A 14,124-nucleotide genomic window follows, 5' to 3' on the forward strand; every position below is an offset into this window, starting at 1 on the left:
GTGCGTAATCTACCGCAACCAACGACGCATGTATGCGTTTTCAGCCCCGTCAGGCCTCGCATCGCCCTTGGACGGTGGCGTATGCAGCGTACCGTCATCACCCCCGGATGGGGGCGATTGCGTCAGGCGAGGTCGCCGCGCAGGGTGCGGACCTGCGCTTCCAGGGCGGCGGCATCGGTTGAATGGCCATCCACCGCCGGGGCGGCGACCACCTCCACTGTCGCCCGGAACCGGCGCGGCACGCGCATGCGGCCCAGACGGGTATCGCGGCGGCTCCACATGCTCGACCACATGCCGCGCAGGGCCATCGGCACCACCGGTACCGGACGGCGTTCGAGGATCTTCTCCACGCCGGATTTGAACGCTGCCATCGTGCCGTCGCGGGTCAGTGCGCCTTCCGGGAAGATGCATACCAGCTCGCCCTCGGCGAGTGCGGCGTCGACTTCATCGAACGCGCGCTGCATCAGGGCGGGGTCTTCGCGCGCACCAGCGATCGGAATCGCCTTGGCGGTGCGGAAGATCCAGCGCATGACCGGTATGTTGAAGATCTTGTAGTACATGACGAAGCGCACCGGGCGCGGGATCGTCGCCGACAGGATCAGCGCGTCCATGTAGCTGACGTGGTTGCAGACCAGCAGCGCGGCGCCCTCATCGGGCACGTTCGCTTCGATGCCGTGCGGGCGCAGCCGGTACAGCGTGCGCACCATCACCCAGCTGAGGAAGCGCATCAGGAATTCGGGGACGATGGTGAAGATGTAGATCGCCACCACGGCATTGGCGATGGCCAGTGCCAGGAACAGCTGCGGGATGGTCCAGCCGAGCAGGCGCTGGGTGAGCAGGCCGAGTACGGCCGCAGCGACGATGAAGCCGGAGTTCTGGATGTTCAGCGCGGCGAATACGCGCGACATCTCCGATTTCGGCGTGCGGCTCTGGATCAAAGCAAACAGCGGCACCACGAAGAAGCCGGTGAACAGGCCGATGCCGAGCAGGTCGATGATGATGCGGATGCTGCCGGCCTGGTGCACGAACTGGGTGACCGACAGGCCTTGCGCGGTGGCCTCACCGGCGCGTGCGAAGTACAGGTCCAGCAGGAAGGCGGTCATGCCGAACGCACCCAGCGGCACCAGGCCGATCTCCACCGTGCGCGCCGACAGCTTTTCGCACAGCAGCGAACCGACACCGGTGCCGACCGAGAACAGCGCCAGGGCGAAGATGTACAGGGTGGGCTCGCCACCGAGGTTGGTGACCGCATAGGACGGCAGCTGCGCGGTCAGGATGGTGCCGACGAACCAGAACCAGGACACGCCGAGGATGGCGTTGCGTACCGCCTTCTGTTTCCTGGCCATGCGCAGCACGGCCAGCGATTCGGGGATCGGGTTCCAGTTGATCTTCAGGTCCGGGGCGCCGGCATCCACCTTGGGGATCATGCGCGCGGCCAGGTTGCCGCAGATCGCCAGCGCGATGACAGAGGTGGCGGCCACGATCGGGCCATGGCTGCCTGCCAGGGTGAACACCAGGCCGCCGACGATCATGCCGGTCAGGATCGACATCGACGTACCCATCTCGACCAGGCCATTGCCACCGGTCAGTTCTTCCGGACGCAGCACCGAGGGCAGCACCGAGTACTTCACCGGGCCGAACAAGGTGGACTGCAGGCCCGTGCAGAACAGGGCCACCAGCAGCACCGGCAGGCTCTCGGTGAGAAAGCCCACCGCAGCCAGCGTCATGATCACGATCTCCATGGTGGTGGTGATCACGATCAGCCGCGACTTCTCCAGCTTTTCGGCGATCTGCCCGGCCAGGGCGGAGAACAGGAAGTAGGGCAGGATGAACAGCGCCGGTGCCAGGTTGGTGTAGAGCGTGCGCTCGCTCTCGGCCACGCCCAGGTAGAACAGCAGGCCGATGATCGCCTGCCGGTACACGTTGTCGTTGAAGGCACCCAACCCCTGCACGATGAAGAACGGCAGGAAACGGCGCTGGCGCAGCAGGGCGAACTGGTTGTGACCGGACATGGAACCTCCTTGGACCGGCGCAGCCTAGCATCCCTGCCTGTCAGGCAGGGATGCGGTAGGTGCGGACCGTTGGTCCACACACCTCACCAACGCTCACACGATATCGTCGACCACGCCGCCATCGACCCGCAGCGCTGCGCCGGAGGTGGCCGACGCCTGCGGCGAGGCGAGGTAGACCACCATGTTGGCCACTTCCTCGACCGTGGCCGCGCGCTGGATCACCGATGCAGGACGATGTGCCATCACGAACTCACGGCCGATCTGTTCCAGCGGCTTGCCGGTGCGTGCACGCTCTTCTTCGAACATCGTTGCGAAGCCATCGGACAACGTCGGGCCGGGCAGCACCGCATTGACGGTGACGCCGCTGCCGGCCACGCGCTTGGCCAGGCCGCGCGACAACGACAGCTGCGCGGTCTTGCTGACGCCGTAATGGATCATGTCGGCAGGAATGTTGCGTGCCGATTCGGAGGAGATGAACAGCACGCGGCCCCAACCGGCGTCGACCATCGCCGGCAGCAGGGCGCGCGACAGGCGCACGCCGGACATGACATTGGTCTGCCAGTACTGCTCCCAGGTGGCATCGTCGGTCTCGAAGAAGTCCTGCGGGCCGAAGATGCCGGCATTGTTGACCAGGATGTCGACGTTGCCCGGCAGGCCGGCCAGCAGCGCGTCGACCCCGCGGGCGTCGGACAGGTCGGCGGCCACGCCGAGCACGTTGGCGCCGGGAATTGCAGCCAGCAGGCGCTGCCGTGCGCGTTCCACGCTGTCGGTACTGCGGCCGTTGAGGATGACCTGCGCACCCGCGGCGGCAAGCCCCTGCGCGATGGCCAGACCGATGCCGGCGGTGGAGGCGGTGACCAGTGCGGTGCGGTCGTTGAGTTCGATCTTCATGGGGGAGATCCTGCGTGGGCGACACCGCAGTATCGGCGTCGGGGCGTGATCGGAATGCCCCCGTGCACGCAACACGATGTTGCACGGCCGACAGGGTCACGCCCGAATACCGCTCCAGTAGATCCACGCCACGCGTGGATGCCGTCCGCTCAGGCCAGGCCGCGCACCGCGCCATTGGCCGCTGCCCTCACCTTCGGCAACATCCGCAGCACCAGCGCCATCTGCGTGCGGATCAACTGCAGTTTCGGCGGCATCGTCTCATCGAGCTGCTCCAGTTCGGCGGCCACCGCACGATCGGCGTCGTTGTCCTCCTCCGACACCGGCTGCTGCGCCGTCAATGCCGATGCCAGCTGCTGCAGCGCTTTACGCACCCGCTCGCCAGCGGCCAGCGCGAGTGGATCGCCCGCGTAGCTGTCGACCTGGTCGCGGTGCGCACCCAGCGCTGACAGATGCCCGAGCAGGGTGTTGGACAACGCCAGGAAGTGGAAACCCGAATCGAGGTTGCGGCGCACGTGGCCCGGTTCGCGCAGCATGTTCGACAATGCGGTGGACAGTGCGGCATCGGCGTTGTGCATGTCGCGGCGGGCGATGCGGTAGGCCAGGTCGTCGCGCATGCCGCTGCGGTACTGGCCCAGCACCGATTCCAGATAACGGGCGGCGGTATCCAGCACCCGCGCCAGCACGCGGTGCAGCTGTCGACCCTGCCAGTCCGGCAGGATCAGGAACGCGGCCGCTGCGGCGATCGCGCACCCCAGGATCGTATCGACCATGCGTGGCACGATCAGCACGAAGCCGTCGCCGATCAGGTTGAAGCAGGTCAGCGCCATCACCGTGATGGCGGCCGAGGCGACCAGATAGCGGTCGGTACGGGTGAAGAAGAACAGCAGTGCCGACAGCAATGCGATCAGCAGCTGGATCTCCAGGGTTGGGAACAGCTGCAGCAGCGCCCAGGTCAGCACCAGGCCGGCAAGCGTACCGACGATGCGCTGGGCCAGGCGCTGGCGGGTGGCACCGAAGCTGGGCCGGCACACGAACACGATGGTCAGCAGGACCCACGAGCCGTTCTGTGCATTGAACAGATGGATGGCAACGAAACCGGCGATCAGTGCCAGCGCCATGCGCAGGCCATGGCGGAACAATACCGAGCCGGGGGTGAGCTGCTGGCGCACGCGCACGCCCATTTCGCGCAGCGTGTGCGGGTTGCTGTCGCGCAGGCGGGTGTCGACGTTGTCCAGGCTGGCTTCGGAACGTTCGGCATCGAGCAGGCGGCGCTCGATGCTGCGCAGGTTGTGCACCAGCAGGTCCAGCGAGCCGAGCAGGCGCTGCCACTGCGGGCGTTGCTGGTCGCGCAGGTAGGCCAGGGCATCGGCCAGATCGCGCCCGGCCTGCTGGTTGCTCTCGCCGTAGACGAACGGACGACGCAGCCGGATCGCTTCGCCCAGCCGTGCGCAGGCCTGGCCCTGCAGGTCGAGCAGGCGCTGGCAGCGGTACAGCACGTCGCTGTGGAAGAACGCGTCGACCAGCGCGCCGTACGGGTAATGCGAGGAGCTGGCGCGCTCATGGAAATCCTGTGCCATGTAGTACAGGCGCAGGTACAGGCCGGAGTTGACGCCGGGCCGTCCGGAGCGGCCAAAGCGCGCCAGGATCGCGGTCTTGGCCTCGTTCAGCGCGCCGACCACGCGACGGTTCTGTTCGGCCAGGTCGAGTTGGCGGCGCTGCAGGTCCGCCTCGCGTACGGGTTCGAACAGCGCGGCCTTGAGCTGCAGGTAACGGCCCAGTTCCACGTACAGGCGGGCCACGCGCTCGCGCACCGGCCGGTTGGCGAACAGCGTAGTCCACAGGATCGACAGCAGCCCGTACCAGACCGCACCCGCAAGCAGGTGGCTGACCGCATCCAGCGCACTGTGCACGTCATGGGCGCCATGCTGTTCCAGGCCGATCATGGTGTAGATGGCCAGCGTGACGGTCGCCTGGGCGATGGACGCGTAGCGCTCGCCCAGTGCACCGAGCAGTGTCAGGCCGAACGTGGACAGCGCCAGGGCCGCGATGAATATCCACGGCCAGGGGAACAGCCAGATCACCGAGGCCGCTGCCAGGCAGAAGCACAACAGCGACAGCAGCACGGCCTTGGTCCGGCCCCACCAGTTGTCATCGGTCTCGGCAATCGCACTGGCGATGATGCCGAGGAACACGCCGGGCAGCGCGGTCAGCGCATCCAGATGCCAGCACACGGCCATGGCCGCGGTCAGGGCAATGAACACCCGCAGGCCATAGCTGGCCTTCTCGTGGGCCCACAGGCGGCTGAGGCGGGATTCGCGTGCGGACATGCAGGCTCGGCGAAAGGATCGGCCACCATTATTACGGGCCACGCGTGAAATCCGGTAGCGCCGCGCCATGCGCGGCGAGCACGCAGCGCGGCGTGGCATGCAGCCGCCGGGCATGGCCCGGCGCTACCGAGGCCCGTTACATGTCGAACCGCACGCTGAGCGCGAAGGTGCGCGGCAGGCCGACGCCGGCATTGGACCAGTACCTGCGGTTGGCCAGGTTCTCCACGCTGGCCCGCAGGGTCACCGGATGGCCGGAGGCCAGCAGGCGGTAACCGATGCCGGCGTTGACGAGGGTGTAGTCGGGCAGCTTCAGGGTGTTGTCGGCGTCGTACCAGACATCGCCGTAATAGCGCACGGCGGCATAGGTCTCCAGCCCTTCCACCCACGGCAGCTGGTAAGTGGCGTGCAGCACGCCGCTCCAGCGCGCAGCACCGACGGTACGGTTGCCTTCCTGCGCCGCGCTGCCCGGTGACAGCTTGTCGTAGGTCGGGTCCAGCCAGGTCACGCCACCGCCCACGGTCAGCGCATCGGTCAGGTGCAGGTCGGCGCTGGCTTCGATGCCTTCGTACAGGGTGATGCCATCCTGCACCAGGCGCTTGCCTGCATCGGTCAGCTGATCGATGTTGGCGCCACGTTCCAGGCGGAACGCAGCGACGTTCGCGTTCCAGCGATTCGCTTCCACCTTGGCGCCGATCTCGTACTGCTTGCTGATGGTGGGGTCGAGCACATCGCCGGCATTGATGTAGCTGCTGCCTACGCGGCTGCCTGCTTCCAGCGACTCGATGTAGCTGGCATACAGGGTGACGGCCTCGCTGGGCTTGAACATGACCGCATAGGTCGGGGTGACCGGATAGGTGTGGTACGCGCCCTTGGTCTCGAAGTCGTTGTAGCGCCAACCGGCCAGTACCGACCAGTCATGGCCGAGATCGACGGTATCGCTGACGAACACCGCCTGCTGCACGGTCTCGTCACCGCGGGTCATCACCCGGGAACCCACCGCGTCGTGACGGATGCCATGGCGCTGGTAGAGGTTGGCGCGGCCGATCAGGCTGAACTCGTAGGGACGGTCCCAGCCCAGCCCGGTCTGGTGGCTCACACCGGCCACCAGCTGGTGCTGCAGTGGGCCGGTGCCGAAGCGGCCCTGCACCAGTGCCTGTGCCAGCTTCCACTCGCTCTTGCCACCGAGCTCATAGACGTTGACGGCGTAGTCGCCGTTGGTATCGTCGATGTAGGCGAAGATCTTGTTGACGTCGTTCCACGAGGTGGTGACGCCATAGCTCAGGCTGGCCTTCCAGTCGCTGTTGATCTGCCAGTTCAGTGCGGTGGACAGCAGGCTGGAGCGGGTGTCGTAGTAGGTGCCGGGCACGCTGTTGTCGACATCGCCGGCGATCGGCCGCGGCAGTGAGGTCAGGCCACGGAAGTAGTACTGCGGTGATTCCTCGCGCAGGTCGCGCGACTGGAACACGCCGTCGAAGGTCCAGGTGAGCGCATCGCTCAGGCGCGCGTCCAGCGACAGTGCACCGACCTTGCGATCGACATGGCCACCGTTGAAGGTTTCGCCCTTTTCCTGGTATGCGTTGAAGCGGTAGCCGAACATCTGCTCGTTGCCGAAGCGGCCGCCGACGTCGATGCCGCCGCTGACGATGCCCTGCTCGCGCCAGCCGAGCTGGGCGGAGAAGGTCGGTACGTCGGTCGGCTTCTTGGTGATGTAGTTGACGATGCCGCCCGGCGCGCCGAAGCCGTACAGGAAACCTCCCGGACCCTTCAGCAGGTCGACCTGTTCCATCACTTCCAGCGGCCATTCGGTGCCCCAGGACGAGACCTGCAGGCCGTTGACCCGGTAGCTGTCGAAATTCAGGTCGATGCCACGGTTGCGGATCGGCGAGCTCCAGCCACTGGCATAGGCGCTGACCTGGGTGGTGACCGAGGGGTCGAGCAGGAAGGCTTCGCCCAGCGACACGACCTGGCGCTGTTCGATCTGCTCACGGCCGACGGCGGTGATCGCGAACGGGGTATCACGCAGCGCGCGATCGCCGAGGGCGCCAGCCTCGGTATGGGTACGCTCGGCGATGACCTTGACCGCGTCCAGATCGGTGGCGCTGCGGGATCCGGCCGGGGCTTCGGCGTGTGCAGTGCAGGCGGCGGACAGCGCGACGGCCAGTACGGCCAGGCGGGGGGAGCGAATCGGCAACATCGATGGAGATCCTCGGCGGGCGGCCACGGGCCATCCGCCCATGCAGGGGGGAAAGGTCGGTGGCTGGGATCACGCAGGCGTGCCGGGGACGGCAGCGGGGCGCCACAAGGGGGCGCAGGACCATGGCTGGATGAGAATTGTTCTCTTTTCGTTACAGCGCGTCAAATGCCATCGGCGTGCGGACCAACGGTCCGCACCCACCAGAGGCCGGTAGCGCCGGGCCATGCCCGGCGAGCGCGCAGCGCGGATTGCTGAAAGGCCGCCGGGCATGGCCCAGCGCTACCGAAGTCAGGCCCGCTGTGCGCGCCTGAGCAGCTTCGCTTCACGCCTGCGCGCGCGCCGCGCCTTCCAGCGCTCGGCCAGGCACGAGAAGATCACGTACAGCGCCGGCGTGCTGAGCAGGGTCAGGCTCTGCGAGAACAGCAGGCCGCCGATCATCGCGATGCCCAGCGGGCGACGCAGCTCTGAACCTTCGCCCAGGCCGATCGCCAGCGGCACCGCCGCCAGGATCGCCACCATCGTGGTCATCATGATCGGGCGGAAACGCACGATGCTGGCTTCACGGGCAGCATCGCGCGGAGTCAGCCCATGTTCGCGCTGCGCCACCAGGGCGAAGTCGATCATCATGATCGCGTTCTTCTTGACGATGCCGATCAGCAGCACCAGCGCGATCATCGAGATCACCGACAGTTCGGTGTTGGTGCCGAACAGCGCCAGCAACGCACCGACGCCGGCGGCCGGCAGGGTGGACAGGATCGTCACCGGGTGGATCAGGCTTTCGTACAGGATGCCCAGCACCAGGTAGACGGTGAGGATGGCTGCCAGCACCAGGATCAGCATGTCGCTGGGGTCGGAATTGAAGCCGAAGCCGGCGTCGTCGGCCAAGCGGATGTCGCCGGGCATGCGCATGCCGGCCACGGTGCTGTCGATGATGGCCTTGGCCTCGCCCATGCTGACGCCGGGGGCGAGGTTGTAGCTCAGGTCCATCGTCGTGTACTGGTTTTCATGGGTGATCTGCGAGGGCGCCAGGCCCGGCGCCTGGCGGGCCACCGCCGTGATCGGCACCATCTCGCCGTTGCGTGCACGCACATGCACTTCGTCCAGCGCCGAAGGCGTGGCGGTCTGCGACGGCAGCGCATTGACCACCACACTGTACTGGTTGATGTCCGAGTAGATGGTGGAGATCTGGCGCTGGCCGAAGGCGCCGTACAACGCACCGTCGATGGCGCCGACCGAGATGCCCAGGCGCGCGGCCTTGGCCCGGTCGATCTCGATGTTCTGGCGCAGGCCGGCGTTGTCGACGTCGGTGCCGACATCACGCAGCTTCGGGTTCTTCTTCAATGCCGCCTGCAGCTTGGGCAGCCATTCCTGCAGTGCGGCCAGGTCGTTGCCCTGCAGCGAGACGCGGTACTGCGCGCCCTGGCTGTTGCCACCGCCATCGTTGCTGGGCAGGTCCTGGATCGCGCGCAGGCGCAGCTGCAGGTCCGGGTAGCGGTCGGCCTTCGCACTCAGCCGTGCCAGTGCGTGTGCGGTGGTTTCGCGGCGGCCTTCCTTGCGCGACTTCAGTTCCACGTTGAACTGCGCGCTGGAACCCTGGCGTCCGCTGCCCAGGCGTACGCCCACGGTCTTCACTGCCGGGTCGGCCATCAGCATGTCGGTGATGCGGCGCTGGCGGCTGACCATGTCCTCGAAGGACACCGTTGCGCTGGAATTGGCGCGGCCCCAGATCAGGCCGGTGTCCTGCGGCGGGAACGCGCCCTTCTTCACCGCACCGAACAGGAAGATGGTGACGCCGATCAGGATCAACGGCGTCAATGACAGCAGCAGCGCATGACGCAGCGAAAAATCAAGGAACACGGTGTAGACGCGCAGCATCCGCTCGTGACCGGCATCGAGCCAGCGGCCGAAGCGCGACGGTGCCGCCGTGTGGTCGTGCGCGCTGAGGAAGCGGCTGCACAGCGCCGGGGTCAGCGTCAGCGAAACGATCATCGACACGACGATCGCCGCCACCAGGGTCACGGTGAATTCGCGGAAGAACGCGCCCATCATGCCGCTGGCGAACAGCAGCGGGATGAACACCGCCACCAGCGAAGCGGTGATCGAGACGATGGTGAAGCCGATTTCGCGCGCACCGGCGAAGGCCGCCTGCATCCGCGGCATGCCCTCGTCGAGGTGGCGCATGATGTTCTCGATCACCACGATCGCGTCGTCGACCACGAAGCCGATCGCGATCACCAGCGCCAGCAGGCTCAGGTTGTTCAGGGTGAAGCCCATCACGTACATCACCAGCGCGGCACCGGCCAGCGACAGCGGCACGGTGACCGCCGCGATCAGCGTCGGCGCCAACCGGCGCAGGAACAGCGCCATGGTCAGCACCACCATCGCCAGGCTGATCAGCAGGGTGATCTGCACTTCATGCAGCGACGACCGGATGGTCGGGGTGCGGTCGAAGTAGGGCGTCATCGTGGTGCCCGGCTGCAGGTAGTCGCGCAACGCGGGAATCTGCGCTTTCACCCGGTCCACGGTCTCGACGATGTTGGCGCCGGCGCGGGTGAACACATACATCACCACGGCCGGTTTGTGGTCGAACCACGCGGCCTGGTAGGCGTCCTGCTGGCCGTCGTAGACGTTGGCGATGTCCTTCAGGCGGATCACCCGGCCATCGCCCTGGGTCTTGACCACCAGATCGGCGAAGTCGGCGGCGCGTGCGACCGAATCGTTGGCGATGATCGCCGTGGTGGTGTTGCCATCGCTGAGGAAGCCGGTGGGCGAGGTCACGTTGGCCGCGCGCACGGCATTGCGCAGGTCGTCGGCGGTCAGTCCCAGCGCGTTCATCAGGCGCAGGTTGACGTCCACACGCACCGCCGGCGTCGAGGCACCGGCGATATCCACCGAGGCGACGCCGCCGATCTGGCGGATGCGCTGGGCCAGCAGCGAATCGGCGACGTTGTACAGCTCATCGGCGGACTGCGTCTGCGAGGTCAGCGCGATGGCGATCACCGGATCGTCGTTCGGGTTCGCCTTCTGGTACATCGGCGAGCCCATGCCCGAGGGCAGGTCGGCCTGCGCCGAATTGATCGCGGTCTGTACGTCCAGCGCGGCCGAATCGATGTCGCGGTCGCTCTGGAAGATCATGAACACCAGCGAGCTGCCTTCCGAACTCGACGAGCGCATGCGGTCGATGCCCGGCAGCTGGCCGAGGTGGCGCTCCAGCGGCGCGGTCACCGTGGAGGCCATGGTCGCCGCATCCGCACCGGACTGGCTGGCGTGCACGAAGATCACCGGGATCTCGATGTTCGGCAGTGCCGACACGCCGAGCCGCAGGTAACAGATCACGCCGACCATGAACAAGCCGATGGCCAGCAGGGCGGTGCCGATCGGGCGACGGATGAAGGGGCCGGACAGGTTCATCGTGCAGCCCCCCGAAGGTGCGGGGCCAGGGTCATGCCTGCGGCTCCTGCACCGTGCCATCGCGCAGCGCACGCTGTTCACGGCGACGGGCGAGCCATTCCGAGAAGCGTTCCATGTACAGGTAGATCACCGGCGTGGTGTACAGGGTTACCAGCTGCGACAGCAGCAGGCCGCCGACGATGGCGATGCCCAGCGGCCGACGCAGTTCCGAGCCGATGCCGGTGCCCAGCGCCAGCGGCAACGCGCCAAGCATGGCTGCAGCGGTGGTCATCATGATCGGGCGGAAGCGCAGCAGGCAGGCGCGGCGGATGGCTTCGCGCGCGTTGGCGCCGGTGCGCCGCGCCTCGATGGCGAAGTCGACCATCATGATGCCGTTCTTCTTGACGATACCGATCAGCAGCACGATGCCGACGATGCCGTCCACCGACAGGCTCAGGCCACAGACCATCAATGCCAGCAGCGCACCGACGCCGGCCGGCGGCAGGGTCGAGATGATCGTGATCGGGTGGATGTAGCTCTCGTACAGCACGCCCAGCACGATGTAGATCACCACCAGCGAGGCCAGCAGCAGCCACACCACGTCGGTCTGGCTGCCGGTGAATTCAGCGGCCTTGCCGATGAACTGCGCATGCACGTGCGCCGGCATGTCCAGGCTGGCCTTGGTCTCTTCGATGGCCTTGACCGCATCGGACAGCGAATAGCCCGCCGCGACGTTGAAGGAAACCGTCACCGCAGGCAGCTGCTGCTGGTGGCTGACCAGCAGCGGCGCGCTGGAAACCTTCGCCTCGGCCAGCGCCGACAACGGGATGATGCCGCCCGCACCGACGGTGATGCCGGTGTTCTGTGCACCGATACCGGTGGCGGTCGACGAGTTGGACGAGGTGACCTGGCCGAAGCTGGTCGCGTTGGTGCCGGTGAGTGCGCCGGCACCGTTGGAGGCGACCGCCAGCTGTTCCATCAGCGCAGTGCTGGTACGGAACTGCGGCGCCACTTCCAGCACCACGCGGTACTGGTTGAGCTCGGTGAAGATGGTCGAGATCTGGCGCTGGCCGAACGCATCGTAGAGGGTGTCGTCGATGGTCTGCATCGGCACGCCCAGCACGCTGGCCTTGTCGCGGTCGATGTTCAGTTCCAGTGCGCGGCCCTGGTTGGACAGGTTGTTGTCGACGTCGGCCAGTTCCGGGCGCTGGCGCAGCGCCTGGGTCAGGCGGTTGGCCTGCAGCGCGACTTCCGCGCTGTCCACGTCCGACAGCGAGTACTGGTACTCGGTGGCGGCCACGCGGGTGTCCAGGGTCACGTCCTGTACCGGCTTCAGGTACAGCGCCACGCCGGGAATACCGGCGACCGATTTCTGCAGGCGTGGCAGGATGTCTTCCAGCCCATCACGTTCGCCGCGCTCTTTCAGCACGATCGACAGCTGGCCCTGGTTGAGCGTGGGGTTCATGCTGCCGGCACCGATGAAGGCCGATACGCCGGTCACGTCCGGATCCCTGCGCAGCGCTTCGGCCACCTGCTGGGTGCGTTGCTCCATCTGCGGGAAGGCGATGTTCTGGTCGGCCTGGACCACGGCGGTGATCAGGCCGGTGTCCTGCTCGGGCAGCAGGCCCTTGGGAATCAGCACGTACAGCAGCACGGTCAGTACCAGCGCGGCCGCGGCCACGGCCAGGGTGAGCGGCTGGTGTTCCAGCACCCAGTCCAGGCTGCGCTCATACAGGCCGACGGTGCGCGTCCACAGGTTCTGCTTGCCGGCCGCGGCCGCACGTTCGTGCGCGTCTTCGCCCTCGGGCAGCGCATCGGGCTTGAGCAGGTAGGCGCACATCATCGGGGTGAGCGTCAGCGAGATCAGCATCGACAGCACCACGGCGATGCTCAGCACCCAGGCGAACTCGTGGAACAGGCGGCCGGTGACGCCGGGCATCAGCAGCAGCGGCAGGAACACCGCCACCAGTGAAACCGTCAGCGACAGCACGGTGAAGCCGATCTGGCGCGCACCGATCTCGGCCGCCTCCTTGCCGCTCTTGCCTTGTTCGATGTAGCGCACGATGTTCTCGATCATCACGATCGCATCGTCGACAACGAAGCCGGTGGCCACCACCAGCGCCATCAGCGAGAGGTTGTCCAGCGACATGCCGGTGAAGGCCATCACCGCGAAGGTGCCGGCCAGCGACAACGGCACCGCCACCGAGGGAATGATGGTGGCCCAGAATCGGCGCAGGAACACGAAGATCACCGCCACCACCAGGCCGATCGTCAGGATCAGGGTGAACTGCACTTCATGCACCGAGGCGCGGATGGTTTCGGTACGGTCGGAGAACACCTCCAGGTGCACGTCGGCCGGCAGTACGCCCTGCAGCTGCGGCAGCAGCGCGCGGATGCGCTCGACGGTCTGCACGATGTTGGCGCCCGGCTGCCGGCGCACTTCCAGCAGCACGGCCGGCTTGCCGTCGGCCCATGCCGCCAGCTGGTCGTTCTCCACGCCATCGATCACTTCGGCCACGTCGGACAGACGCACCGGGCGGCCGTTCTTGTAGCTGATGATGGTGTCGCGGTACTCGGCGGCGCTGGCCAGCTGGTCGTTGGTGCCGATGCTGTAGGACTGGGTCTTGCCGTTCAGCGAGCCCTTCGGCGCATTGACGTTGGCCTGGGTGAGCGCGCTGCGCAGCTCTTCCAGGGTCAAGCCCATGTTGGACAGCTGCGCCGGATTGACCTGGATGCGCACGGCCGGACGCACGTTGCCGGCGATCGACACCAGGCCCACGCCCTGCACCTGCGACAGGCGCTGGGCGAGGATCGAGTCAGCGTAGTTGTTGACGTCGCGCAGCGGCCGCGTATCGGAGGTCAGCTTGAGGGTGACGATGGCCGCGTCGGCCGGGTTCACCCGGTTGTAGACCGGCTGGTACGGCAGCGACGAGGGCAGGGTGGCCTGGCGGATCGCCGCCTGCACGTCCTGTGCGGCGATGTCGATGTCGCGGTCCATCGAGAACTGCAGGATGATCGTCGACAACCCCGCCGAGGAATCGGAGGTCATCAGTTCCAGCCCGGAGATCTGCCCGAACTGCCGCTCCAGCGGCGTGGTCACCAGCGAGGCCATGGTGGTGGCGTTGGCACCGGGGTACTGCGTGGTCACCACCAGGCTGGGCGCATCGATTTCCGGCAGCGCCGACACCGGCAGCTTGCGGTAACCGAGGATGCCCAGCAGCAACAAGCCCGCCATCAACAGCGAGGTGGCAATCGGGCGGCGGATGAAGATCGTCGAAAAGCCCACGGACTGATCCTTGCTGGCACTTCA

6 protein-coding genes are annotated in these 14,124 nt (G+C 66.7%); all 6 read right to left on the reverse strand.

The features are described from left to right. Positions 1 to 122 precede the first annotated feature (122 nt). The 6 genes from LC407_RS14470 to LC407_RS14495 all read right to left on the reverse strand — a co-directional run bounded on the left by LC407_RS14470 (position 123) and on the right by LC407_RS14495 (position 14,100). Positions 123 to 2,012 (reverse strand): MFS transporter, encoded by a 1,890-nt coding sequence (locus LC407_RS14470; RefSeq protein ID WP_025874637.1) that lies wholly within the window; start codon positions 2,010 to 2,012, stop codon positions 123 to 125. Positions 2,013 to 2,105: 93 nt separating this feature from the next. Beyond that, positions 2,106 to 2,903 carry an SDR family oxidoreductase gene (locus tag LC407_RS14475; protein WP_025874638.1) on the reverse strand — a complete coding sequence of 266 codons (798 nt, stop codon included), beginning with the start codon at positions 2,901 to 2,903 and terminating at the stop codon, positions 2,106 to 2,108. A 149-nt stretch (positions 2,904 to 3,052) separates the two neighbouring features. Next, the gene (gene yccS / locus LC407_RS14480; RefSeq protein ID WP_223483069.1) at positions 3,053 to 5,230 is read right to left on the reverse strand and encodes a YccS family putative transporter; all 2,178 of its coding nucleotides are present in this window, start codon (positions 5,228 to 5,230) and stop codon (positions 3,053 to 3,055) included. A 136-nt stretch (positions 5,231 to 5,366) separates the two neighbouring features. Further along, positions 5,367 to 7,424, reverse strand: a complete 2,058-nt coding sequence (locus LC407_RS14485) for a TonB-dependent receptor (RefSeq protein ID WP_223483070.1) — start codon at positions 7,422 to 7,424, stop codon at positions 5,367 to 5,369. A 288-nt stretch (positions 7,425 to 7,712) separates the two neighbouring features. Beyond that, the gene (locus LC407_RS14490; RefSeq protein WP_025874641.1) at positions 7,713 to 10,835 is read right to left on the reverse strand and encodes an efflux RND transporter permease subunit; all 3,123 of its coding nucleotides are present in this window, start codon (positions 10,833 to 10,835) and stop codon (positions 7,713 to 7,715) included. Positions 10,836 to 10,866: 31 nt separating this feature from the next. Then, entirely contained in the window at positions 10,867 to 14,100 is a 3,234-nt protein-coding gene (locus LC407_RS14495) for an efflux RND transporter permease subunit (protein WP_025874642.1), read from the reverse strand. Between the last annotated feature and the right edge of the window lie 24 nt (positions 14,101 to 14,124).

The sequence above is a fragment of the Stenotrophomonas sp. OVS01A genome (genome assembly GCF_019969775.1).
Classification (GTDB): domain Bacteria; phylum Pseudomonadota; class Gammaproteobacteria; order Xanthomonadales; family Xanthomonadaceae; genus Stenotrophomonas; species Stenotrophomonas indicatrix.